Genomic DNA, 23,137 nt, shown 5'->3' with positions numbered 1-23,137 from the left:
CCGGCGCTGATAGCGGTCAGCCACTCGCCAGCGAAGGAGCCATGATGCGCCTACCCGATCTCGAAGCCTGGGCGATCTTCGCCGCGGTCGCCGAACATAAGTCGTTCAGCGCCGCCGCCGAGACGATCGGCCTCAGCAAGGCGACGGTGTCGAAGGCGATCACCCGGCTCGAGGAGCAGATCGGCCAGTCGCTGTTCCACCGCACCTCGCGGCGGCTGGCGCTGACCGAGGCGGGCAAACCGCTCGCCGCGCACGCCGGGCGCATCCTCGCCGAGGCGCAGGCCGCCGAGGAAGCCGCACGCGATGCGCTGAGCGCGCCGACCGGCCGCATCCGGCTCGCCGCGCCGATGAGCTTCGGGGTGCGCAGCGTCGCGCCGCTGCTCGCCAAATTCCTCGCTGAACATCCGGGGGTGGAGATCGATCTGCACCTGTCCGACGCACGCGTCGACATCGTCGCCGAAGGGTTCGATGTCGCCTTGCGTATCGGCGACCTGCCCGACAGCAGCCTGCGCGGCCGTCGGCTCTGCGAGGTGCGGATGCATCTCGTCGCCGCGCCCGCCTATCTCGCCGCGCACGGCACGCCGGAGCAGCCCGGCGACCTGACCCGCCATCGCGTGCTCGGCTATTCGAACGCCTCCGCGCCGTGGCGCTTCCAGCATGCCGACGGCCGCGACGTTGCGATCCGGCCGCAGGGGCCGCTGATCGCCAACAGCGGCGAGGCGCTGCTGCCGACGCTGATCGCCGGACTCGGCATCGCGCGACTGCCCGGCTTCATCGTCGGCCCGTATATCGCGAGCGGTGCGGTGGTGACGATCCTGCCCGACTGGTCGGCGGCGGCGATCGGCCTCCACCTGCTCACCCCGCCGAGCGCGCTGCGCCCGGCGCGGGTCGAGGCGTTGATCGGCTTCCTCTCCAGCCGGCTGCGCGACCCATGCGCCGAAGTCGATCAGCCGGCGCGGGCGACCTGAAAGCCGGCGAACGACTGGCTGACCGGCATCAGTTCGAGCCGGTTGATGTTGAGATGCGGCGGCAGCGTCGCCACCCACAGCATCGTCGCGGCGATATCCGCGGCGGTCATCGGGTCGGCGCCCTTGTAGAGCGCATCGGACGCCGCCTGATCGCCGCCGGTGCGGATCGTGGTAAATTCGGTCTCGACCATGCCCGGTTCGATCGAGGTGACGCGGACGCCCTTGCCGTGCAGGTCCGATCGCAGCCCCAGCGAGAATTGCTCGACGAACGCCTTGGTGCCGCCATAAACGTTGCCGCCGGTATAGGGATAGGTCGCGGCGACCGACGACAGGTTGATGATCGCGCCGCGCCGCGCGATCAGCGCGGGGAGCAACCGGTGGGTGAGCGCGACGAGCGCGGTGACGTTGGTCGCGATCATCGTCCGCCAGTCGTCGAGCTTCGCCTCCTGCGCCGGCTTGGTGCCGAGCGCAAGGCCGGCGTTGTTGATCAGCAGGTCGATGTCGCGCCAATCCTCCGGCAGCCCGTCGATCGCCGCGCCGGCGGCCGCCTCGTCGGCGACGTCGAAGGCGAGCGTGTGGACCGCGTCACCCAGCTTGGCGCGCAGGGCGTCGAGCCGCTCGGCGCGCCGCCCGGTCGCGATCACCCGCCACCCCGCCGCGACGAACGCCTCCGCCGCCGCCGCGCCGATTCCGGCGGTGGCGCCGGTGATGAATGCCGTCTTGGTCATGAGCTCTCCGATGATCGTGGGAAGGGACGCGCAACGGATGCCGTCACGGCGTGTCGAACAGCGAGGCGAGCTGCTCGATGATCGTGCCGCCGAGCTGCTCGGCATCCATGATCGTCACCGCCCGCGCATAATAGCGCGTTACGTCGTGGCCGATGCCGATCGCGACCAGCTCGACCGGCGACTTGGCCTCGATCCAGCCGATCACCTGGCGCAGATGACGCTCCAGATAGCTGCCCGAATTGACCGACAGCGTCGAATCGTCGACCGGCGCGCCGTCGCTGATCACCATCAGGATACGCCGCTCCTCGGGCCGCGCGAGCAGGCGGCTGTGCGCCCAGAGCAGCGCCTCGCCGTCGATATTCTCCTTGAGCAGCCCTTCGCGCATCATCAGGCCGAGATTGGTGCGTGCGCGCCGCCACGGTTCGTCCGCTTTCTTGTAGACGATATGGCGGATGTCGTTGAGCCGCCCCGGCTGCGGCGGCCGTCCCGCGGCCAGCCACGTCTCGCGCGCCTGCCCGCCCTTCCACGCGCGGGTGGTGAAGCCGAGGATCTCGGTCTTCACACCGCACCGTTCCAGCGTCCGCGCGAGGATATCCGCGCTGATCGCGGCGATGCCGATCGGCCGCCCGCGCATCGATCCCGAATTGTCGATCAGCAGCGTCACCACCGTGTCGCGGAAATCGGTCTCGCGCTCGATCTTGTAGCTCAGCGACTGGCCGGGCGTGACGACGACGCGGGCGAGCCGCGCCGCGTCGAGCATGCCTTCGTCCTGATCGAAGTCCCAGGCGCGCGACTGCTGCGCCATCAGCCGCCGCTGCAGCCGGTTGGCGAGCTTCGACACCGCCGATTGCAGATGCGCGAGCTGCTGGTCGAGATAGCCGCGCAACCGCGCCAGCTCCTCGGCGTCGCACAGGTCGGTGGCGGCGACGACCTCGTCGAATTGCGTCGTCCACGGCTTGTATTCGAACTGCGGCATGAAGTCGCTGTTCGGGCGATTGGGGCGGACCGGCTGCATGCCGTCGTCGCCGTCGTCGCCGGGCTCGCCGTCGAGGTCGCTCATCGACTCCTCGCCGGACTCCTCGCCCTCGCCCTCGTCGCTGTCCGCCGGTTGCGATTCGCCGCGGGCATCGACCTCCGCCTCGCCCTCGCCGCCGTCCTGCTGCTCGTCCTCCTCGCCCTCGTCCTGCTGCTGCTCGTCGGTGCCCTCGTCCTCCGAGCCGCCCTCGTCGGCATTCTCGGGCAGCACCTCGCCCTCGACCAGCTCGAGCTCCTCGAGCATCTTCATCGCGAGACTCTGGAAGGCGCGCTGGTCGTCGAGCGCCAGCGCGAGGCTCGACAGGTCGGTGCGTTGATCGATCCAGTCGCGTACCAGCGCGAGACCCGGCGCCGCCGCGGCAGGTGCTTCCAGCCCGGTCAGCCGCTCGCGGACGAGCAGCGACAGCGCGGTGGCGAGCGGCACCTCCTCACGGCTGCGCGCGCGCGTGATCGGATCGCTGCGCATCCTGACGTCGAGCGCCTGGGCGAGATTGTCGGTGATTCCGGCATAGCCACGGCTGCCGAGCGCCTCGACCCGCGCGCCCTCGACCGCGTCGAACACCGAGCGCGCCACTGCCTCGGCCGGCGCATGGCGCTGATGGAGTGCGCTGTCGTGATGCTTGAGCCGCAGCGCGAAGCCGTCGGAAAAGCCGCGCGCCTCCGCCACCTGATCCGCCGGCAGCGTGCGGGCCGGCATCGGCACCTTGATATGCTTGCCCGATTGCGCGGGCGTGTCGGCGGTGAAGCCGAGATCGAGCTCGGGCTCCTCGGCGATCGCGCGCGCCGTGCCGGTGAGGACCGCCTTGAACCGGTCGAGAGGAGTGTCGGTGGCCATTCAGCTGTCCAATGCGCGTTGCGCGGCGTCTCGCAGCGCGGGAATGTCGCGTCGCGCCGTGTCGTAGATCACGTGGGGGTCGATCCGGCTATAATCGTGCCGCAGCCGATTGCCGAGACTGCGCACGTCGTTGAACGGTACCGGCAGGCCGAGTGCCGCGGCAGGCTCCGCGCCGATCTGCACCACCGCCTCCGCGATGCGCTCGATACATCGCTCGACGGCATCGACCGTCCGCACGTCGGCGCGGTACCGGTCGAAGTCATAGCCATCGAGATATCCGGCGATCCGGTCGGCATAGAGGACGATATGCTCGAGCCGGGTGCGTATGCGATCAAAAGACATGCACGCGATCCTGATCGACCTGTGCCTGCAACGGCGGCTCCAACGAGGCTTCCGTCATGAAATCGACTTTTGCCCCGAGCATCGCCTCGATCTTCCCCTCGATCCCGAAATAGCCGAACGGGCCGAGCGCGCGGATCGCATCGTAATCGACGCTCGCGACCAGATCGACGTCCGAATCGTCGCGCGCCTCGTCACGCGCGGTCGAGCCGAACATCGACAGCCGGGTGATGCCGAGTTGCCGCAACTCACCCTCGCACGACCGCAACCGCCGCAGCGCTTCGGCCCTCGTCATGCCCGCCTCCTTATGCCTTCCCCACCACGCTTTCCGGCAGGTCCTTGCCGAACACGCGCTGGTAATATTCCGCCACGAGGGAACGTTCGTTCTCGTCGCACTTGTTGAGGAAGCTCAACCGGAAGGCGAAGCCGACATCGCCGAAGATCAGCGTGTTCTGCGCCCAGGTGATCACCGTGCGCGGACTCATCACCGTCGAGATGTCGCCGTTGATGAAGCCCTTGCGCGTCATGTCGGCGACGCGGACCATCTGGTCGACGGTCTTCTTGCCCTCGGGCTTGTCATATTCGCCGGACTTGGCGAGCACGATCTGCGATTCGACCGCGGCGGGCAGATAGTTGAGCGTGACGACGATGTTCCAGCGATCCATCTGACCCTGGTTGATCTGCTGCGTGCCGTGATAGAGGCCGCTGGTGTCGCCGAGGCCGACCGTATTGGCGGTGGCGAACAGGCGGAACCACGGGCTCGGACGGATGACGCGGTTCTGGTCGAGCAGCGTCAGCTTGCCCTCCGTCTCCAGCACGCGCTGGATGACGAACATCACATCGGGGCGGCCGGCGTCATATTCGTCGAAGACCAAGGCGGTCGGCGTCTGCAAAGCCCAGGGCAACAGGCCCTCGCGGAATTCGGTGACCTGCTGGCCGTCGCGCAGCACGATCGCGTCGCGCCCGACGAGGTCGATACGGCTGATATGCGCGTCGAGGTTGATGCGGATGCACGGCCAGTTGAGCCGTGCCGCGACCTGCTCGATATGGCTTGACTTGCCGGTGCCGTGATAGCCCTGCACCATCACGCGGCGGTTGTGCGCGAAGCCCGCCAGCACCGCCATCGTCGTGTCGGGATCGAAGACATAGGCGGGATCGAGATCGGGGACGCGTTCGTCCGCCTCGCTGAACGCGGGCACCTGCATGTCGCTGTCGATGCCGAACAGGTCGCGCACGCCGACCATCTTGTCGGGCGCGTCGAGGATCGTCGTCTCGCGGCTGTCAGGCTGGGTATTGGAAATATCGGTCATCGGGTCGGGGTACCGTATCGAAGATGGCAGATCACAGGCGGCCCTCCCCAACGCGCGAAGCGAGCGAATGGCGCAACGGGAAAGCAGTGGAAAGGGATTGTCCTGTCGTCAAGTCGCCGCGGGCGCTGCGCGCTCGGCGTGACGCCGCCGCGCTCACGCGAAGGCCGGCGCCTGTCGCAACTGCTGGTACGCGGCGATCACCGACTGCAGGCGCGCTTCGTGGCTGCGGTCGCCGCCGTTGCGGTCGGGGTGGTAGCGGCGGACGAGCTCCGAATAGCGTTTGCGCAGGGCCTGCCGGTCCGCGTCCGCCGCCAGCCCCAGCACCTTGAGGCTGGCGCGATCCTGCCCGGACAGCGGCTTGCCGTCGCTCCGCTCGGGCGCGACCTCGCGGCGGTAGCGCGCACCGATCGCGTCGAGCGGATCGCTGAAATCGGCCCAGCGCGGCCCGGGATCGCCGGTCCCCGCGCGCGAAAAGGCGCGCGTCTCGCTTTCCCAGCCGGCCATCGGGCGCTGCGCCTGATGGATCTCGTCCGCGGTCATGCCGTCGAAATAATTGTAGCCGCGGTTGAACGCGCGGACGTGGTCGAGGCACATCCAGCGGAAGGCGCCCGGCCCGTTGCCGCTCGCCGCGCCTTCGATCGGCGGCGCGCGGAACTCGCCCGGTTCGGGGCAACCCGGCTCGGCGCAGATCCGCCCCTGTGCTTCCATCCGGCCATGGAACCGCGTCTGCGGCCGGTCCTTCTTGTCACTCGCGCGCGTCACGAACGCTCCCTAATTGGCGCAATGCCGATATATAGGCGCGATGACCGACACCGCCACCGCCTCTCCGCTCGCCGAAATCATCGCCGCCCGGCTCACCGCCGCCCTCGCCCCGAGCCAGCTCGAAGTGCGCAACGACAGCCACCTGCACGCCGGCCATAGCGGCGACGACGGCACCGGCGAATCGCACTTCTCGGTGATCGTCGAGAGCCCCGCCTTCGCCGGACAGAGCCGGGTCGCGCGCCAGCGGGCGGTGAACCAAGCCCTCGCCGATCTGTTGTCGACGCGGATCCATGCCCTCGCCATCAAGGCGAGCGCACCGGGAGAATGAGTCATGCGCTATCGCCTGTGGTACTGGCCGACGATCCAGGGCCGGGGCGAGTTCGTCCGGCTCGCCTTCGAAGCCGCCGGCATCGCCTATGACGATTGCGCGCGGATCGAGGGCGCGGAAGCGATGCTCGCCGATCTCGAGACGCGCGCCGCCACCGGTCGCGGCCCCTATGCGCCGCCCTATCTGGCGCTCGACGGCCATGCGATCGCGCAGGTCGCCAACATCCTCCAGTTCCTCGGCCAGCAGCACGATCTCGCGCCGTCCGGACTCGCCGACCGCTCCTGGCTCAACCAGGTGCAGCTGACCATCGCCGACCTCGTCGCCGAGGTGCACAACGTCCACCACCCGGTGGCGATGATGGACTATTATGACCATCAAAAGCCGGAGGCCGCCCGCGCCGCGGCGCAGTTCCGCGAGGAGCGGTTGCCCAAGTTCCTCGATCATTTCGAAGCGGCGGCACGCCAGGGATCGGGCGACTGGCTGTTCGATCATCGCTGGAGCTATGGCGACACCTCGCTGTTCCAGATCGTCGAGGGGCTGCGCTACATGTTTCCGCAGCGGATGGCGACGCTCGAGCCGCGCTATCCGGCGCTGGTGCGGCTGCATGATGCGGTCGCCGATCTGCCGGGAATCCGCGCCTATTGCGCGAGCGAGCGGCGGCTGCCGTTCAACACCGACGGCATCTTCCGCCACTATCCCGAACTCGACGCCGCCTGACCCCCGCGCCGGGAACGGCTGCGTTTCGCAAAACCCGCCTTCGCGCCGCCACCGCAAGCGCGTAGAACGCCGGCCATGGCCCGCATCCCCCGCCCCGCCGCCCGCATCCTGCTCGTCGACGGCGCGAACCGCGTGCTGCTGATGCGCTTCACCCCCGACGACCGGCCACCCCTGTGGTGCACGCCGGGCGGCGCGGTCGACCCGGGCGAAAGCTATGCCGAGGCGGCGCGGCGCGAATTGTGGGAAGAGGTCGGCCTGACCCGCGACTGCGGTCCGGAGGTCGCGCAGCGCACCTGCGAGTTCCTGACCTTCGAAGGCGTCGAGGTGACCGCCGACGAACGCTATTTCCGTGTCGACGTCGACTCGCACGCGGTGCGCGCCGGAGCGCTGACCCCGCTCGAACAGCGCGTGCTGGCGGGATCGCGCTGGTTTGCGCGCGACGAACTGGCCGACTGGCCAGAGATTATCTATCCTGCTGATCTTGAACAGCTTCTCAGCGAAACGGACCCACGCCATGCTGGATGACTTCGTGCTGCAGACGATCACCCCGGTGACGCACGACCTGGGCGGCTTCAAGGTGCACCGCACCCTGCCCAACAAGGAACGCACCATGGTGGGGCCGTTCCTGTTCTTCGACCAGATGGGGCCGGCGCATCTGGAGGTTGGCAACGGCATCGACGTGCGGCCGCATCCGCACATCAACCTCGCGACGGTGACCTATCTGTTCGACGGCGCGATCGATCATCGCGATTCGCTCGGCACGCGCCAGCGGATCGAGCCGGGCGCGGTCAATCTGATGACCGCGGGCCATGGCATCGTCCATTCAGAACGCTCGCCCGGCGACGAGCGTGACGCGGGGCCGGCGCTGTCGGGGATCCAGACCTGGCTGGCGCTGCCCGAGGCGCAGGAGGAAACCGATCCGGCCTTCGAGCACGTCGCCAAGGCGGCGCTGCCGACGCTCGCCGCGCATGGCGTGCGGGCGCGCATCATCATGGGCGAATTATGGGGCCAGCGCGCGCCGACCACCACCTATGCCGGCACGATCTACGCCGACATCGTGCTCGATCCCGGCGCGAGCGTGCCGGTCGACGCGGCGGCGGAGGAACGCGCGGTCTATCTTGCGATCGGCGAGGCGAGCCTGGAGGGCGTGCCGCTCGAACCGATGAAGCTCTACGTGCTGCGGCCGGGCATCGCCGCGACGCTGCGCTCGTCGCAGGGCGGCCGGGTGATGCTCGCCGGCGGCGACGCCTTCCGCACGCCGCGCCACGTCTGGTGGAATTTCGTCTCGTCGAGCCGCGAGCGGATCAACGAGGCGAAGCGCGCGTGGAAGGCGGGCGAGTTTCCGGTCGTGCCGGGGGACGACAAGGAGTGGATCCCGATCCCCGCGGTCCCCAACACGGTCAGCTATCCGTGAGCCGCCGGCCGTGACCCTGCCCGCGCTGCGCCGCATCGCTTTGTCCACCGGCGTCGAGCTCGACGTCGCGATCGCCGGCGACCCGACGCAGCCGCCGGTGATCCTGCTGCACGGCTTTCCCGAATCGCACCGGACGTGGCGCGGCATCCTCCCCGATCTGGCGCGCGACCATTACGTCGTCGCGCCCGACCAGCGCGGCTTCGCGCGCTCGTCCAAACCCGACGGGGTCGAGGCCTATGCGGCAGACGCGATCCTCGCCGATCTGATCGCGCTCGCCGATAGGCTGGCGATCGATCGCTTCACGCTCGTCGGCCACGATTGGGGCGGCGCGATCGCCTGGATGGCGGCGCTCGCCCGGCCCGACCGGGTCGCGCGGCTGGTCATCGTCAATGCGCCGCACCCCTTCCTTTTCCAGCGTGCGCTGTTCGACGATCCTGCGCAGCGCGCGGCGAGCCAATATATCCGCCGCTTCCGCGATACGACGATCGATCAGGGGCTGACCGGCGCCGGCCTCGAGCGCTTCTTCGGCTCGACGTTCGCGCAGCATGTCACGCAGGCGATCGCCGGGCCGGACAAGGCCGCCTATCTCGACGAATGGGCGCAGCCCGGCGCGATGACCGCGATGCTCAACTGGTATCGCGCCTCCGGCGTCATCGTCCCCGCCCCCGACGAGGCCCCGCCGCGCCCGGCCTTCCTCGACCGCCCCTTCCCGCCGGTGACGCAGGACACTTTGGTGATCTGGGGGATACGCGATCGGGCGCTGCTGCCTGCCCTGGTCGACGATCTCGGCCCCTATGTGCCGCGGCTGACCGTCGCCAGGATCGACGCGGGGCATTTCGTGCCGTGGGAGGCGCCGGAAGCGGTCGTCGCGGCGATGCGGGACTGGCGGATCTGACCGGACGCGGTCCGATACGTACCGGATCGAGATCGATATTTGGCTTTCGCTAAGCTGACCAAAACATTCCTCATGCGTTCAGGCGCTTGGGCGGAAAAGGCCGCCATGCCCCTCACCGTTCCGGCGGATGAGGGCGCGCCACAGAGGAGTGTTCACCGATGCGTAAGTTCATCATCGCCGCCGTTGCCGCAGCGACCATCCTGCCCGCCGCCGCGGCGAGCGCGCAGAGTGCGCGTGAGGTCCGGCAGAGCGAACGCGAAGTCCGCCAGAGCGAGCGCGATCTCGCCCGCGCGCGCGCCTATGGCGACCGTGGCGACATCCGCGACGCGCGCCGCGAAGTGCGCGAGGATCGCCGCGAGCTGCGCGAGGATTGGCGCGACTATCGCCGCAGCCATGCCAACGTCTATCGCCGCGGCGCCTATAACGGCCCACGCGGCTATCGCTATCGCCCGGTGACCGCCGGTTATCGCTTCGCGCCGGAATATTACGGCCAGCGGTATTGGATCAACGATTACGGCACCTATCGCCTGCCGCGCCCGGGCTACGGCTATCAGCGCTGGGTGCGTTACGGCAATGACGTCGTGCTGGTCGACACCCGCTCGGGCCGCGCGGTGCAGGTCTACAACCGCTTCTTCTACTGATCCGCTGCGGGGAGGGTCCGCCCTCCCCGCCCGTTAGTCGCCGTCCGCCTCATAGGCGCCGCGGCGCATGACGTAATCGCGCGTCTCGAACGGCGGCGCGAGCCCCTCCACCCAGGCGCCGTGCGCATGGGTGAGCGCGACCAGCTCCATCGGCGTCCCGCCCGGCCAGCCGCGCACCCGCACCTCGTGCCGATGAAGATCGCGATTGGGCTCCATCATCACCCAGCCGAGCGGCCGGTCGGCGGTGGCGCGGGCGCCGGCCGCCGCCATCGCGGCGACGATGCGCGCGCGGCCCGCGGCGGGCAGATATTGCCACACCACCGAATGCATCAGCACCCGCGTCACGCCCGCCGCCTGCGGTTCGGCGAGCCGCGCCTCGACCCAATCGGCCGCGTCGCCCTCGTCCAGCGCGACGCCCTGCATGCGGACCAGAGCGATCGCCGCATCGAGCCGCGCCAGCCGCTCCTGCGCATCGACCCAGACATAGGCGGCGAGCCGCGCCGCCTGCGCCGGGTCGCCGACATCGACCGGGGCGATGTCGACACCGCGCGCGCCGGTCACCTCGACCGGCACGGCGGGCGGCGCTACCCCGCGCCAGTCCGGCACGAGCCGCACCGCCGCCGCCTCCGGCCCGACGGTGATACCGCCGAGATCGAAGCGATACCGGCCGAGCATCAGGTTCAGCCCGGCGCTCGATCCGATCTCGAGCAGTTCGATCCGTGGTCCATAGCGCTGCGCGAGATGCAGCAGCCCGGTCATCAGCCCTGCCGATCGCGCCGCCTCATTGGTCTGCGGCGGCCCGTCGAGCCACGGCAGCAGCCGCGCGTCATGGTCTCGCACCACCTCAGCGAGGATCGCCGCCACCGCGTCCACGTCGGAAACCGCGCCGTCGAACACCGAGGACAGTGCGGCGTCGGCGCCGGCGCGGTGCAGCGCGTGCAGACCGCCGACCAGCCGCAGCACCAGCGCATCGGCGATCGGCTCGCCCGGCCAGTCGAGCACCCGCCGCCCGGTCGCGCTGGTACGGTCGAGCACCTGCCCGAGCGCGGTGCAGACCCGCGCGGTGATCGGCGCGGCCATCGCGGCGCAATAGTCGGCCTGCACCGGGAACGCCTGCCGATTGTCCGACTCACCTGCCATCGCCCGCCTCCTGCCGGCGCGTGTTGCGCGCATCCCGGCCCGTCAGTAAAGCCCGACCCGTGTCGACACCCCCATTAGTCATCGCCGTGCCGAAAGGCCGTATCCTCGCCGAAGCGCTGCCGCTGCTGGCGCGCGCCGGTATCCGGCCCGAACCCGCGTTCGGCGACGAGGCCAGCCGCGCGCTGCGCTTCGCCACCGATGTGCCGCATATCGAGCTGATCCGCGTCCGCGCCTTCGACGTCGCGACCTTCGTCGCGCATGGCGCGGCGCAGCTCGGTATCGTCGGGTCGGACGTGATCGCCGAATTCGGCTATACCGAGCTCTACGCGCCGGTCGACCTCGGCATCGGCCATTGCCGCATCTCGGTCGCCGAACCCGCGGCGATGGCGGCGCATGACGATCCGCGCGGCTGGAGCCACGTCCGCGTCGCCACCAAATATCCGCACATCACCGCCGCGCATTTCGCGGCGCGCGGCGTCCAGGCCGAATGCGTCAAGCTCAACGGCGCGATGGAGCTGGCGCCGACGCTCGGCCTCGCGCCGCGCATCGTCGACCTCGTCTCCTCGGGCAAGACGTTGAAGGAAAACGGCCTGGTCGAGGTCGAGGTGATCGCGGAGGTGACCAGCCGGCTGATCGTCAACCGTGCCGCGATGAAGACCCGCGCCGAGGTCGTGCCGCTGGTCGAGGCGTTCCGCCAGGCGGTCGCGCAGGAGCAGGCGGCATGATCCGCCTCGACACGCGCGATGCCGGCTTCGCCGATGCCTTCACCGCGCTGGTCGACGGCCGCCGCGAAGCCTCCGCCGACGTCACCCGCGACGTCGCCGCGATCATCCGCGCGGTGCGTGACGAGGGCGAGGCGGCGGTGGCCGCCTTCACCCGCAGGCTCGACCGCCACGACCTGTCCGACACCGGCTGGCAGATCGAACCCGCCGCCTGTGCGGCGGCCTATGCCGCGCTCGACCCGGCGCTGCGCGACGCGCTCGACCTCGCCGCCACGCGCATCCGCGCCTATCACGAGCGGCAGCGGCCCGCCGACAGCGACTATACCGACGCCGCCGGCGTCCGCCTCGGCGCGCGCTGGCGCGCGGTCGATGCCGCCGGGCTGTACGTACCCGGCGGCCGCGCCGCCTATCCGTCGTCGCTGCTGATGAACGCGATCCCCGCCAAGGTCGCCGGGGTCGAGCGGCTGGTGATGGTGACTCCGACACCGGACGGCCAGATCAACGACCTCGTCCTCGCCGCCGCGCATCTCGCCGGCGTCGACGAGGTGTGGCGGATCGGCGGCGCGCAGGCGATCGCCGCGCTTGCCTACGGCGCGGGCCGCATCCGGCCGGTCGACGTCATCACCGGCCCCGGCAATGCCTGGGTCGCCGAGGCGAAACGGCAGGTCTATGGCGTCGTCGGGATCGACATGGTCGCCGGCCCCAGCGAGATCGTCGTGGTGGCGGATGCGCGCAACGACCCGCAATGGACCGCCGCCGACCTGCTCAGCCAGGCCGAGCATGACGTCACGACGCAATCGATCCTGTTCACCGACGATGCCGATTACGCGACCCGCGTCGCCGCGGCGGTCGAGGACGAGCTGGCGATCCTGCCCACCGCCGCGGTGGCGCGCACCGCCTGGGAGGCGAACGGCGCGATCATCGTCGTCGAATCGCTCGACGCCGCCTGCCCGCTCGTCGACCGGCTCGCGCCCGAACATCTCCAGCTCGCGGTCGACGATCCGCAGGCGCTGTTCGACCGCGTCCGCCACGCCGGCAGCGTCTTCCTCGGCCGCCATACGCCCGAGGCGATCGGCGATTACGTCGCCGGCCCCAACCACGTCCTCCCGACCGGCCGCCGCGCGCGCTTCGCCAGCGGCCTGTCGGTGCTCGACTTCATGAAGCGCACCAGCTTCCTCGGGCTGGACGAAGCCGCACTGGCGACGCTCGGCCCGGCGACGGTGGCGCTCGCGCATGCCGAGGGGCTGCCGGCGCATGCGCGCTCGGTGGCGCTGCGGCTGCGGTTGAATCGGTGATCAACGTCACGCCGCAGTGATTCGCGCGCTTTCGGCCTCGCTCCGGGATGCGCAGGCCATTAGTCATACGCTTGACTAACCTATCGATTTTACCGAGGCGTCTTCGGCCGGCGCGCGAGTTGAGCATCAATATATTGCGCTCCTCGCCTATCGATACCAGCATTACGTTAACTGGTCACTTACCTTGAAATATTTTTTGCGCGAGAATTTCCGATTCTCCACATATTTGAAATACCGCCGCTTCTTTGGCTGCCGTGTGGCAGCTATGGCACAACTACAGCCGGACCTTTCACGCGGTCACTCACGAATATTGACGCTGAATCATTAAGTCTGACAATTGCAGGAACCAGGCAAACTGGGATCGAAGCAATGGGGAGGGGGCTTTATGAAGCGCACTGTGTTGTGGGCGTCCGCAGCGCCGTTATCGTTCGTCGCCGCACATGCGACCGCACAAACATTGACGCCTCGACAGGTGGACTTGCCATCCATCGTGGCAAACGCCGCGGTTACACAAAGTAAATCCGGCGACAACGTCGATCACGATGGTGCGGCGGCGGCAAACCTACTAACCGATGAGGACGCCCAAACAGACGACATCGTGGTCACGGGCTACCGCGCAAGCCTTGGCACCGCGCAAGGCATCAAGCGCAATTCCGATGCGATTGTCGACGTGGTGGTGGCTCAAGACATCGGCAAGCTACCGGACAATACCGCCGCCGAGTCGCTGGCACGCGTTACCGGCATACAGGTCAGTCGCTATAGCGACGAAGTAAACGGCGTGCTGGTGCGCGGTCTGCCGGACGTGGCGACGACCGTGAATGGCCGCGACATTTTCACGGCCGAAGGACGCCGCGTTGCCTTGCAGGATTTCCCCGCGGGCGCCCTGCAGGCGATCGAGGTGTACAAGTCGGGCACCGCAAACCTGCTGGAGCCGGGCTTGGCAGGCCTGATCAATGTACGGTCCTTCCGCCCCTTCGATTTCACCGATCGCGGACTGACCTTGGCCGGCGGCCTGCGCGGGACTTATAACGATCAGGACAAGAAGAAAGACCCGTCCGGCAACCTGTTACTGAGCTACAGGGCCGATACGCCGGTCGGTGAGATCGGTGTGCTTATCAACGGATCCTACACGCAGTCGACCTATCGCAACGCAGTCCGCTACGGTGAGGGTTTCATCGCCAGCCCCGCCGATGGCACCGATATCACCGTGCTCCCCCCATCGGTCGGAATGGCGTTCAAAATTCCGTACCGGATCGGCGTCTACAACGACAGCGGTCGCCGGTGGCGGCCGGCGGCCAATGCGAGCGTCCAGTGGAAGCCCGCCAGCAATTTCGAGCTCTATTACGATTTCATCTATCAGGGCTATCGGGGGGATACGGCTGCCGATTGGTTCGGCGAATATCTTCTGGCCGACAAGGTGACGCTGAGCAAAGTCGTCTTGAAGGATGGCCATCCCGATCAGGTGTCGACGCTAACGAAGTCCGGCGGCGATCCGGCGGAAATGTATCGCAGCACCACGCATGGTCAAACCGATACCCTTCAGGCTGCGGGTGGAGGCAAATGGGACATCGGTCGCGCCCATCTGTCGACTGACCTTGCCTATACCCGCAGCCGGTATACGAGCCGCGCCTGGAGCTTCGATTCCAAGACGGCGGCACCGCTCACGACTGACGTCAACTTCTTCGTAGACAACGGCGTTTCATTCAGCGCGCCGGGCTTCGACGCCGCCAATCCGGCGAATTATATTTGGCGGGGCTATTACGAGGCGGACTATGTCACCAAAGGCGCAGGGTGGCAGTGGCGCGCCGACCTCGACCTCGACACCGACCTGACGATTGTGCCGCGGCTGCAATTCGGCGTCCGCTATACCAATCGCGATGCGTCGCTGCAAAACGGCAATCGTTACGCCTATACACCCGACCTGAACATTCCGCTCGACCAGACCCCGACCGGGACGTTGAGCCTCACGCAAAACACGTTTCGAGGCAATCAAGGCTTTACCGGCTGGCTGATGCCGAGCCGTGACGGCATTGCCGGCAATGCCTTGGAGCTGCGACAATATGCTTATCACGCCTTGCAGCAGCTGGTCATGCTTCACCCCGACGATAGCGGCTATCAGAAAGCCCTGACAAAGTTTTCGCCATTGACCGTTCAGCACGATCCTTTGGCTGCATACTATGCGCGGGAAAAGACGTTCGCCTTCTATGGGCAAGGCAAGTATGAATTCGAGATCGGCGACATCCGGTTCGATGGCCTGTTCGGTGCGCGTGTGATCAACACGGTGGGCCTATACAGTGGCACATCCAACATCACGATCGGTACGAATACGTTCACCAAAGCGGAAGCTCGGGGGTCGAATTACCTTGATATCCTCCCGAATATAAGCCTGCGGATCAGGCCGACCGAGAAGTTTCAAATTCGATTTGGAGCCACAAAGACTGTAACTCGACCATCGTTCCAACAACTCAATCCCGCCGTCAGCCTTTCGGAAAACACGTCATCCCGGACAAATGCCGACGGCAGCCCCAAGGTTCAGGTTCCGGACACGCAGTATCCCATCGGCTTGCAGGGACGCCCCGACTTTTATGCGAGCGGCGGCAACCCGAATTTGGTCGCCTTGACGTCAAGGAATTATGACGCTTCCTTTGAATATTATTTTTCCAAAAACGCTTCTTTGACGGCCGCGATCTTCTACCGTGATCTTTTCGGCTTTACGAGCAATTATACCACGCGCGTTGCCGATCCTGTATACGGGGTGATCGAAATCAATCAGCCGGCCAACGCCGGCGCCGGCAGAATAAAAGGCGTCGAAGTCGGGGGCCAATCGTTTCTGGCTTTCCTGCCCGGCCTGCTCAGCGGTCTGGGGATACAGGCGAATGCCACCTACCTGCAGGGCACGAACCAATATCCCGTATCGGTGCTGAAAACGCTGGGCGCCACAGGCCCCGCCCCCTTCGTCAAGATCCCAGGTCTGTCGAAATGGAGCTACAATGTCGCATTGTTCTTCGAGAAAGGTGCGATTTCGACCCGTCTGTCTTACAACGGGCGATCGTCCTTCCTGAACGGCAACTTCTTCAATCCGTCAGGAAAATTCGTCGGCGGGGAAGGTACGCTCAAGGTCGTGCGCCTCGACTATTCCTTCAATTACACACCTGTACCGGCCATCACGCTGACGGTGGACGCGACCAATCTGCTGGCGACGCCCTTCAATAACTATCGGCAATACGCACCGGATGCCTATTATCCGCGGGATATACGGGATGAAGGCCGATATTACGGGCTGGGTGCGCGCTTCCGCTTCTAACGCGAGACGCGAACCGGGATGGCGTGCCCGGCTGATCCGCTGGCTCGCCATCCATTGCCGGCTCCGGGCAAATGGGCAGGCCCCCACCCTGCCCCCCCCGTCAACGAAACGATCGGCACGCCGCATCCCGCGCGCCGTCGGCGACGTACCTGTGTGCAGCGACCCGTAGGGGGAGCGCCATGGACAAGGATGCACGCATGACCACGCTTCAGTTCCGCACCGCGATCGCCGCGATTGCCCTGCTGGCCGCAGGCCCGGCGATCTCGGCTGCCCGCAACCCGATGGTCGGCGGTGCCGCCATGTATCCGACCAAGACGATCGTCGAGAATGCGGTCAATTCGAAGGACCACACCACGCTGGTCGCCGCGGTCAAGGCAGCGGGCCTCGTCGATACGCTGTCGGGCCCCGGCCCGTTCACCGTCTTCGCGCCGACCAACGCAGCCTTCGCCAAGCTGCCCGCCGGCACCGTCGACACGCTGGTCAAGCCGGAGAACAAGGCGACGCTGACCAACATCCTGACCTATCACGTCGTCGCCGGGACGATGACCTCGAAGCAGATCGCCGCGGCGATCAAGTCGGGCGGCGGCAAGGCGACGCTGACCACCGTGCAGGGTGAGCCGCTGACCGCCTCGATGATGGGCGGTCGCCTGACGCTGACCGACGCCAAGGGCGGCATGAGCCATGTCACGATCAAGGACGTGATGCAGTCGAACGGCGTGATCCATGTCGTCGATACGGTGCTGATGCCCTGAGCCGAAACGGCAAAGGGGTGACGGATGCCGCGCGGGCGACTACATGCCCGCGCGATGTCCCGAAGCTCGAACCGCACCCAGGCGCGCGCCGCCGCCCGCCTCGCCGCCGTCCAGGCGCTCTACCAGCGTGAAATGGAGGGGACGGCCGTGCCCGCTCTGCTTCACGAATTCCATCACCACCGGCTCGGGGCGACGATCGAGGACGCGGAATATGCCGATGCCGACGTCGACTTCTTCGACGATCTGGTCACCGGCACCACCGCGCGCAGCGGCGAGATCGATCTGGCGATCGAGAACAAGCTCGCCACCGGCTGGACGCTGGCGCGGCTCGACAAGCCGATGAAGGCGATCCTGCGCGCCGGCACCTACGAGCTGATGGCGCGACGCGACGTCCCGGTCGGCGCGACGATCAGCGAATATGTCGATGTCGCCCATGCCTTCTACGAGCGTCGCGAGGCGGGATTCGTCAACGGCCTGCTCGACGGCATCGCCAAGGACGTGCGGGCGTCCTGAGTCGCGCGTGCCTGCCGCGCCCGGTCGCCGCGCGGACGCTGCGGCGATGACTGAGGCGGAGTTCCTCGCTGCGTTGCGCCTGCTGCCGCTGCATCCCTCGGCACGCGGTCTGCGCGACGACAGCGCGCGTCTGATCCACGCGCCGCTCGTCGTCACCACCGATACGCTGGTCGAGCGCGTCCATTTCCTCAGCGACGATACGCCGCAGGATGTCGCGTGGAAGCTGGTCGCCGCCAATCTGTCCGACATCGCCGGCAAGGGCGCCAAGCCCGACGGCATCCTGCTCAACTATCCCCTGTCGGACGATGCCTGGGACCGCGCTTTCCTTGCCGGGCTCGGCGAGGTGCTCGCCGCCTGCGGCACGTCGCTGCTCGGCGGCGATACGGTGACGCTGCCGGCGGGGGCGCCGCGGGTGCTCACCGTCACCGCCTTCGGCTGCGACACGCCCGCGCCGCCGCGCGGTGGCGCCGGCGAGAATGACGCCCTGTGGGTGACCGGGACGATCGGCGATGCCGGCGCCGGGCTGGCGATCGCCCAGGGCGCGGCGGGGCCGGCCGAACTGGCGGCGCGCTACCGCCGGCCGCAGCCGCGCATCGCCGAGGGGCGCGTGCTCAGCCGCATCGCGCATGCGATGATGGACGTCAGCGACGGCCTGCTGATCGACGCGAGCCGGATGGGCGAGGCAAGCGGGCTCGCCGTGCACCTCGACCTTGCCGCGGTGCCGCTGTCGGCCGCCTATCGCGCCTTCGCCGGCGACGATCGCGACGCCCGGCTGACGGCGGCGACCGCGGGCGACGATTACGAGCTGCTGTTCGCGATGCCCGCCAACACCGTCCCGCCGGTGCCGGCGACCCGCATCGGCCGCTTCGCCCGCGGCACCGGCCTGCGGCTGTCCGACGGCGCCGCGACGGTGCCGCTGCCGGCGCGGCTCGGCTTCGAACATTAGCCGGCCGCGCCGCCGGGCGGAACGCGCTCAGAAGCGGTAGCCGAGCGAGAGCATGACGTTGCGCGGCGCGGTGTTGAAACAGTCGCCACGCGCCAGACAGATGGCGAAGACCCGTTTGTCGAGCAAATTGGTGGCGTTGAGCGACAGCCGCCAGCGGTCCCGCTCCAGCTCGGCGAGCGCGTCGATCATCGTCCGGCCCGGCGTGACGATCGTCCACACCGGGCTGCTCGACACCTGTTCGCCGAGATAACGGATGCCGACGCCCAGTCGCAGGTCCGCCAGCTGCCCGACGAACGTCTTGCTGCCCCAGGCCGAGGCGACATCCTCGGCCGCCCAGCCGGACGCGACGCTGTCGCCGGTGAGATGATTGTGGCCGTAAGCGAGCGTCAGCTCGGTACGTCCGGGCAGGCTGCGCGTCGCCTCCACCTCGAAGCCGCGCGTCGTCAGGGCGCCCGCCTGGATCTGGCCGAGTGGATTGGCCGGGTCGGCGACCGGCCGGTTGCGTTCGCGGATGCGGAAGGCGGTGACCGTCACCAGCGTCGCGGGCTCCGGCTGCCATTTCACGCCCGTCTCATATTGCGTGCCGGTCTGCGGCTTGAACGCTGCACCGCTGCTGGTCTCGCCGGCGATCGGCTGGAAGCTTTCGGTATAGCTGAGGAAGGGCGAGATCCCGGCCGCGAGTTCGCCGATGATGCCGGCGCGATAGGTCGTGGCGGTATCGCGCGTCCGCTCCGTCTCGCCCGAAGCCCGTTGCAGCGTCGCGCCGCGTACCCGGTCGTGGCGCGTGCCGAGCACCACCGAGATGCGGTTCCACAGGCGGATCTGATCCTGGAGATAGAGGCCGAGCTGCGTCTGCTCGCTGCGGCTGAACGGCGCGACGAGCGGCGGTTCGATGATCGCGGCGCGATCGATCGCATAGAGATCGATCACCTGCCGTGCGAGGTTGCTGCTCTTGCCGACCCGGTTCCAGCTGTAATCGACGCCGGCGAGCAACCGATGTTCGATCGCCTCGCCGGTATGGAAGCGGGCCTGAAGCGTGTTGTCGGTGGAGAAGACCGCCATCCGCGCCACCACCGAACTGGCGTACAGGCCGATGCGACGGCCGTTGCTGCCCGGCAGATAGGGATCGGCGGGATTGCTGTAGCTGTTGGTATAATGAGTGAAATAGTCGAGGTGGCTGTCGATGTAGCGTGCCTTGAGGCTCAGCGTGACGGCATCGCTGACATGATGCGTAACCGCGGCCCCGCCTTGCAGCAGCCGGCCGGCGTAGCGGTCGTACCCGGGCTTGCCGAGGAACAGATAGCGCGGCAGCGGCGGATTGTCGCGATTGGCGCGCAGCGTGCCGACGATCGGCAGGAAGTTGCTCGTCGAGCCGCTATCGTCTTTCTGGTACAGGCCGATCAGCGTCACCTCGCTGCGGGACGATGGCCGCCAGGTCAGCGACGGGGCGAGCAGCACCCGGTCGTCGGGCACATGCGCGACATAGGTGCCCGCCTCCCGCACGCGCGCGACGATCCGCCCGGCGACGGTGCTGCCGGCGACGCCGTTGAGATCGGCGAGCACCTCCTTGCGGCCGTAACTGCCATAGGTCACCCCGACCTCGCCGGCGTCGGCGAAGTTGGGGGTCTTCGACACCAGGTTGATGATGCCGCCGATCGCCCCCTGTCCGAACAGGACCGAGGCGGGGCCGCGGACGATCTCCACGCGCGAGAAATTATAGGGATCGGCGGTGATGCTGGCATAGACCGCGGCGATGTCGCGCATGCCGTCGCGGAATTGCAGCGCATCGACGCCGCGGATCTTGAAGCTGTCGACGCGGGTGTCGCGGCCATAGCTGCCCGCACTGACCCCGGCGGCATAGCGCACGGTGTCGGCAATGTTGATCGCGCCCTGTGCCCGGTACAGGCCATCGGTGATGACGGTGAGCGGCTGCGGCACCTGCAGGATCGGCGTCGCCGTCTTGGTGCCGGCATAGGTGTCGTCGCGCCGCCCCTCGACGAGGATGTCGTCGGACGCTTCCCTTTGGTCGCCCGCCGGCGTCGACTGCTGCGCGGCCGCATCGGCATGATGCTGACCCGTTTCAGCACGGATCGACGACGGGATCAGCGCGGCCAGCGCCGCGCCTGCTAAAAGTAGAGTGGAACGCATATACCCCCCTGTTGATGGGGTGGCAGTTATCGCTATTGCGAATCAGCATCAATGATTCGTTGTGGGGCGAAGCCGCTTGCGCTGGTCCGGTGCGCGCCATAGCCTCGCCGGCATACGTCACGAGACCGGGGGACATCGGCCGTGCGTCAACAGGAGAAGGAGATGCGAGAATGACCACGGTCACCATCGCCATCCTCTGCGGCGTGCTCGCCGTGGTCTATGGCTTCGTCACCAGCCAACAGGTGCTGCGCGCGCCGCCGGGCGACGCCCGGATGCAGGACATCGCCGCCGCCATCCAGGAAGGCGCCAAGGCCTATCTCGGCCGCCAATATACCACCATCGCCATCGTCGGCATCGTCGTCGCCGTGGTGCTGTTCGTGTCGCTCGGCATCATCTCGACGATCGGTTTCGTCATCGGTGCGGTACTCTCGGGCGTCGCCGGCTATGTCGGCATGAACATCTCGGTGCGCGCCAACGTCCGCACCGCGGAGGCGGCGCGGCATTCGTTGCAGGGCGGCCTGACCATGGCGTTCCGCTCGGGCGCGGTCACCGGCATGCTCGTCGCCGGGCTCGGCCTGCTCGCGATCGCGGGCTTCTTCTGGTATCTCACCGGCCCCGCCGGCCATGCCCCGGGCGACCGGATCATCGTCGAGGCGCTGACCGCGCTCGCCTTCGGCGCGTCGCTCATCTCGATCTTCGCGCGGCTTGGCGGCGGTATCTTCACCAAGGCGGCGGACGTCGGCGCCGACCTCGTCGGCAAGGTCGAGGCCGGCATCCCGGAGGACGATCCGCGCAATCCGGCGGTGATCGCCGACAACGTCGGCGACAATGTCGGCGACTGCGCCGGCATGGCCGCCGACCTGTTCGAAACCTATGTCGTGACGCTCGGCGTGACGATGATCTCGATCGCGCTGCTGATCCGCGCCGATGCCGCCGAACTGATGCGTCTGATGAGCCTGCCGCTGCTCGTCGGCGGGGTGTGCATCGTCACCTCGATCATCGGCACCTATGCGGTACGGCTCGGCAAGGGCAGCATCATGGGCGCGCTCTACAAGGGCTTCTGGACCTCGGCGCTGCTGTCGATCCCGGCGATCTATCTGGCGACGCGCTACGTGCTCGGCGACCTCCATCGCACGATCGGCAGCGCCGGCTTCCTCGACGCGGTGTCGGACGATCTCACCACCGGCTTCGACGGGCCGGCCGCGGCGGGCGCGGCGACCCCCGGCTTCACCGGCATGGACCTGTTCTGGTGCATGGTGATCGGCCTGGCGGTCACCGGGCTGATCGTCTGGATCACCGAATATTACACCGGCACCAATTACCGCCCGGTCAAGTCGATCGCCGCCGCCAGCCAGACCGGCCATGGCACCAACGTCATCCAGGGGCTGGCGATCAGCCTCGAATCGACCGCGCTGCCGACCCTGGTCATCGTCGTCGCGGTGATCGCCACCTATCAGCTCGCCGGGATCATCGGCATCGCCTTCGCCGCGACCGCGATGCTCGCGCTCGCCGGGATGGTGGTGGCGCTCGATGCCTATGGCCCGGTCACCGACAATGCCGGCGGCATCGCCGAGATGGCGGGCCTGCCCGACGACGTGCGCCAACGGACCGATGCGCTCGACGCGGTCGGCAACACGACGAAGGCGGTGACCAAGGGCTATGCGATCGGTTCGGCGGGGCTCGCCGCGCTCGTCCTGTTCGGCGCCTATACCACCGACCTGCAGACCTATTTCCCCGACGTCAGCGTCGATTTCAGCCTGTCCAACCCCTATGTCATCGTCGGCCTGCTGCTCGGCGCCTTGCTCCCCTATCTGTTCGGCGCGTTCGGCATGACCGCGGTCGGCCGCGCGGCGGGCGCGGTGGTCGAGGAGGTGCGCGGCCAGTTCCGCGACAATCCCGGCATCATGCAGGGCACCAGCCGCCCCAATTACGGCCGCACCGTCGATCTCGTCACCCGCGCCGCGATCCGCGAGATGATCGTGCCGTCGCTGCTGCCGGTGGCGAGCCCGATCGTCCTCTATTTCGTCATCACCGCGGTGGCGGGGCGGGCGCAGGGCTTCGCGGCGCTCGGCGCGATGCTGCTCGGCGTGATCGTCTCCGGCCTGTTCGTCGCCATCTCGATGACCAGCGGCGGCGGGGCCTGGGACAATGCCAAGAAATATATCGAGGACGGCAATTACGGCGGCAAGGGATCGGAGGCGCACAAGGCCGCGGTGACCGGCGACACCGTCGGCGATCCGTACAAGGACACCGCCGGCCCGGCGGTCAATCCGATGATCAAGATCACCAATATCGTCGCGCTGCTGCTGCTCGCCGCGCTGGCGGCGGGTGGCGGGTAAGCCTCT

General features: G+C 67.8%; 22 protein-coding genes. 14 read left to right on the top strand and 8 right to left on the bottom strand.

The genetic code is table 11. The annotated features are described in order from the left end of the window. The first annotated feature begins 44 nt into the window (after positions 1 to 44). Entirely contained in the window at positions 45 to 968 is a 924-nt protein-coding gene (locus V8201_RS03325) for a LysR family transcriptional regulator (RefSeq protein ID WP_336544473.1), read from the top strand. On the opposite strand, the gene V8201_RS03320 is transcribed toward V8201_RS03325, so the two are convergent. The 6 genes from V8201_RS03320 to V8201_RS03295 all read right to left on the bottom strand — a co-directional run bounded on the left by V8201_RS03320 (position 947) and on the right by V8201_RS03295 (position 5,923). Further along, positions 947 to 1,696: an SDR family NAD(P)-dependent oxidoreductase gene (locus tag V8201_RS03320; protein WP_336544472.1), complete on the bottom strand. Its 750-nt coding sequence runs from the start codon at positions 1,694 to 1,696 to the stop codon at positions 947 to 949. The two genes, V8201_RS03325 and V8201_RS03320, sit on opposite strands and share 22 nt — an antisense overlap. A gap of 43 nt (positions 1,697 to 1,739) precedes the next feature. After that, positions 1,740 to 3,566, bottom strand: a complete 1,827-nt coding sequence (cobT, locus tag V8201_RS03315) for a cobaltochelatase subunit CobT (RefSeq protein ID WP_336544471.1) — start codon at positions 3,564 to 3,566, stop codon at positions 1,740 to 1,742. Continuing rightward, on the bottom strand, positions 3,567 to 3,908 hold the full coding sequence (locus tag V8201_RS03310; protein ID WP_336544470.1) for a HepT-like ribonuclease domain-containing protein: 342 nt from the start codon (positions 3,906 to 3,908) through the stop codon (positions 3,567 to 3,569). It abuts the gene before it with no gap. Further along, positions 3,898 to 4,200: a nucleotidyltransferase family protein gene (locus V8201_RS03305; RefSeq protein WP_037532757.1), complete on the bottom strand. Its 303-nt coding sequence runs from the start codon at positions 4,198 to 4,200 to the stop codon at positions 3,898 to 3,900. Before V8201_RS03305 ends, V8201_RS03310 begins: the two co-directional genes overlap by 11 nt. A gap of 10 nt (positions 4,201 to 4,210) precedes the next feature. Continuing rightward, positions 4,211 to 5,215 carry a cobaltochelatase subunit CobS gene (cobS, locus tag V8201_RS03300; RefSeq protein ID WP_271299255.1) on the bottom strand — a complete coding sequence of 335 codons (1,005 nt, stop codon included), beginning with the start codon at positions 5,213 to 5,215 and terminating at the stop codon, positions 4,211 to 4,213. Between the two features lie 153 nt (positions 5,216 to 5,368). Further along, positions 5,369 to 5,923: a J domain-containing protein gene (locus V8201_RS03295; protein WP_200870372.1), complete on the bottom strand. Its 555-nt coding sequence runs from the start codon at positions 5,921 to 5,923 to the stop codon at positions 5,369 to 5,371. Between the two features lie 94 nt (positions 5,924 to 6,017). Between V8201_RS03295 and V8201_RS03290 the strand changes: the two genes are divergently transcribed. The 6 genes from V8201_RS03290 (at position 6,018) to V8201_RS03265 (ending at position 9,972) form a co-directional block, all read left to right on the top strand. Next, entirely contained in the window at positions 6,018 to 6,305 is a 288-nt protein-coding gene (locus V8201_RS03290) for a BolA family protein (RefSeq protein ID WP_336544469.1), read from the top strand. 3 nt (positions 6,306 to 6,308) lie between these two features. Continuing rightward, complete coding sequence (locus tag V8201_RS03285) at positions 6,309 to 7,022, top strand: glutathione S-transferase (protein ID WP_037532749.1); 714 nt, start codon at positions 6,309 to 6,311, stop codon at positions 7,020 to 7,022. 75 nt (positions 7,023 to 7,097) lie between these two features. Next, the gene (locus tag V8201_RS03280; RefSeq protein WP_037532748.1) at positions 7,098 to 7,547 is read left to right on the top strand and encodes an NUDIX hydrolase; all 450 of its coding nucleotides are present in this window, start codon (positions 7,098 to 7,100) and stop codon (positions 7,545 to 7,547) included. After that, positions 7,537 to 8,436 carry a pirin family protein gene (locus V8201_RS03275; protein ID WP_037532747.1) on the top strand — a complete coding sequence of 300 codons (900 nt, stop codon included), beginning with the start codon at positions 7,537 to 7,539 and terminating at the stop codon, positions 8,434 to 8,436. Before V8201_RS03280 ends, V8201_RS03275 begins: the two co-directional genes overlap by 11 nt. Before the next feature lie 10 nt (positions 8,437 to 8,446). Beyond that, complete coding sequence (locus V8201_RS03270) at positions 8,447 to 9,331, top strand: alpha/beta fold hydrolase (RefSeq protein WP_037532745.1); 885 nt, start codon at positions 8,447 to 8,449, stop codon at positions 9,329 to 9,331. 158 nt (positions 9,332 to 9,489) lie between these two features. Further along, positions 9,490 to 9,972, top strand: a complete 483-nt coding sequence (locus V8201_RS03265; RefSeq protein ID WP_037532743.1) for an RcnB family protein — start codon at positions 9,490 to 9,492, stop codon at positions 9,970 to 9,972. A gap of 33 nt (positions 9,973 to 10,005) precedes the next feature. Here V8201_RS03265 and V8201_RS03260 read toward each other — a convergent pair whose 3' ends face one another. Then, entirely contained in the window at positions 10,006 to 11,112 is a 1,107-nt protein-coding gene (locus tag V8201_RS03260) for a DUF2332 domain-containing protein (protein WP_336544468.1), read from the bottom strand. A gap of 86 nt (positions 11,113 to 11,198) precedes the next feature. Between V8201_RS03260 and hisG the strand changes: the two genes are divergently transcribed. The 6 genes from hisG to thiL all read left to right on the top strand — a co-directional run bounded on the left by hisG (position 11,199) and on the right by thiL (position 18,644). Then, on the top strand, positions 11,199 to 11,837 hold the full coding sequence (hisG, locus tag V8201_RS03255; RefSeq protein ID WP_037532739.1) for an ATP phosphoribosyltransferase: 639 nt from the start codon (positions 11,199 to 11,201) through the stop codon (positions 11,835 to 11,837). Then, complete coding sequence (hisD, locus tag V8201_RS03250; protein WP_336544467.1) at positions 11,834 to 13,129, top strand: histidinol dehydrogenase; 1,296 nt, start codon at positions 11,834 to 11,836, stop codon at positions 13,127 to 13,129. The genes hisG and hisD overlap by 4 nt, the downstream gene beginning before the upstream one ends. A 385-nt stretch (positions 13,130 to 13,514) precedes the next feature. Then, the gene (locus V8201_RS03245; protein WP_336544466.1) at positions 13,515 to 16,433 is read left to right on the top strand and encodes a TonB-dependent receptor; all 2,919 of its coding nucleotides are present in this window, start codon (positions 13,515 to 13,517) and stop codon (positions 16,431 to 16,433) included. Positions 16,434 to 16,630: 197 nt separating this feature from the next. Then, positions 16,631 to 17,185, top strand: a complete 555-nt coding sequence (locus V8201_RS03240) for a fasciclin domain-containing protein (RefSeq protein WP_336544465.1) — start codon at positions 16,631 to 16,633, stop codon at positions 17,183 to 17,185. A 54-nt stretch (positions 17,186 to 17,239) separates the two neighbouring features. After that, a complete protein-coding gene (nusB, locus tag V8201_RS03235) occupies positions 17,240 to 17,698 on the top strand; it encodes a transcription antitermination factor NusB (protein ID WP_152542167.1) in 459 nt (152 codons plus the stop codon). A 46-nt stretch (positions 17,699 to 17,744) separates the two neighbouring features. Beyond that, a complete protein-coding gene (thiL, locus tag V8201_RS03230) occupies positions 17,745 to 18,644 on the top strand; it encodes a thiamine-phosphate kinase (protein ID WP_271299265.1) in 900 nt (299 codons plus the stop codon). 27 nt (positions 18,645 to 18,671) lie between these two features. Here the strand turns inward: thiL and V8201_RS03225 are convergent, their stop codons facing one another. Continuing rightward, complete coding sequence (locus V8201_RS03225) at positions 18,672 to 20,792, bottom strand: TonB-dependent siderophore receptor (protein WP_336544464.1); 2,121 nt, start codon at positions 20,790 to 20,792, stop codon at positions 18,672 to 18,674. Positions 20,793 to 20,962: 170 nt separating this feature from the next. Between V8201_RS03225 and V8201_RS03220 the strand changes: the two genes are divergently transcribed. Further along, the gene (locus tag V8201_RS03220) at positions 20,963 to 23,131 is read left to right on the top strand and encodes a sodium-translocating pyrophosphatase (protein ID WP_336544463.1); all 2,169 of its coding nucleotides are present in this window, start codon (positions 20,963 to 20,965) and stop codon (positions 23,129 to 23,131) included. Positions 23,132 to 23,137 lie beyond the last annotated feature (6 nt).

This window comes from Sphingomonas kyungheensis (assembly GCF_037120395.1).
Taxonomy (GTDB): domain Bacteria; phylum Pseudomonadota; class Alphaproteobacteria; order Sphingomonadales; family Sphingomonadaceae; genus Sphingomonas; species Sphingomonas kyungheensis.
Note: the sequence above shows the minus strand (reverse complement) of the source record. Positions and strands in the feature narration are given on the sequence as shown.

Excerpts from the sequence above, each read along its gene's own strand:
- thiL (WP_271299265.1), top strand. The coding sequence starts at position 17,745 with ATGACTGAGGCGGAGTTCCTCGCTGCGTTGCGCCTGCTGCCGCTGCAT.
- V8201_RS03245 (WP_336544466.1), top strand. The coding sequence starts at position 13,515 with ATGAAGCGCACTGTGTTGTGGGCGTCCGCAGCGCCGTTATCGTTCGTC.
- cobS (WP_271299255.1), bottom strand. The coding sequence starts at position 5,215 with ATGACCGATATTTCCAATACCCAGCCTGACAGCCGCGAGACGACGATC.
- V8201_RS03280 (WP_037532748.1), top strand. The coding sequence starts at position 7,098 with ATGGCCCGCATCCCCCGCCCCGCCGCCCGCATCCTGCTCGTCGACGGC.
- V8201_RS03305 (WP_037532757.1), bottom strand. The coding sequence starts at position 4,200 with ATGACGAGGGCCGAAGCGCTGCGGCGGTTGCGGTCGTGCGAGGGTGAG.
- V8201_RS03295 (WP_200870372.1), bottom strand. The coding sequence starts at position 5,923 with ATGGAAGCACAGGGGCGGATCTGCGCCGAGCCGGGTTGCCCCGAACCG.
- V8201_RS03325 (WP_336544473.1), top strand. The coding sequence starts at position 45 with ATGCGCCTACCCGATCTCGAAGCCTGGGCGATCTTCGCCGCGGTCGCC.
- V8201_RS03225 (WP_336544464.1), bottom strand. The coding sequence starts at position 20,792 with ATGCGTTCCACTCTACTTTTAGCAGGCGCGGCGCTGGCCGCGCTGATC.
- V8201_RS03220 (WP_336544463.1), top strand. The coding sequence starts at position 20,963 with ATGACCACGGTCACCATCGCCATCCTCTGCGGCGTGCTCGCCGTGGTC.
- nusB (WP_152542167.1), top strand. The coding sequence starts at position 17,240 with ATGTCCCGAAGCTCGAACCGCACCCAGGCGCGCGCCGCCGCCCGCCTC.
- V8201_RS03260 (WP_336544468.1), bottom strand. The coding sequence starts at position 11,112 with ATGGCAGGTGAGTCGGACAATCGGCAGGCGTTCCCGGTGCAGGCCGAC.
- cobT (WP_336544471.1), bottom strand. The coding sequence starts at position 3,566 with ATGGCCACCGACACTCCTCTCGACCGGTTCAAGGCGGTCCTCACCGGC.
- V8201_RS03290 (WP_336544469.1), top strand. The coding sequence starts at position 6,018 with ATGACCGACACCGCCACCGCCTCTCCGCTCGCCGAAATCATCGCCGCC.
- V8201_RS03320 (WP_336544472.1), bottom strand. The coding sequence starts at position 1,696 with ATGACCAAGACGGCATTCATCACCGGCGCCACCGCCGGAATCGGCGCG.
- V8201_RS03310 (WP_336544470.1), bottom strand. The coding sequence starts at position 3,908 with ATGTCTTTTGATCGCATACGCACCCGGCTCGAGCATATCGTCCTCTAT.
- V8201_RS03275 (WP_037532747.1), top strand. The coding sequence starts at position 7,537 with ATGCTGGATGACTTCGTGCTGCAGACGATCACCCCGGTGACGCACGAC.
- V8201_RS03240 (WP_336544465.1), top strand. The coding sequence starts at position 16,631 with ATGACCACGCTTCAGTTCCGCACCGCGATCGCCGCGATTGCCCTGCTG.
- V8201_RS03265 (WP_037532743.1), top strand. The coding sequence starts at position 9,490 with ATGCGTAAGTTCATCATCGCCGCCGTTGCCGCAGCGACCATCCTGCCC.
- V8201_RS03285 (WP_037532749.1), top strand. The coding sequence starts at position 6,309 with ATGCGCTATCGCCTGTGGTACTGGCCGACGATCCAGGGCCGGGGCGAG.
- hisD (WP_336544467.1), top strand. The coding sequence starts at position 11,834 with ATGATCCGCCTCGACACGCGCGATGCCGGCTTCGCCGATGCCTTCACC.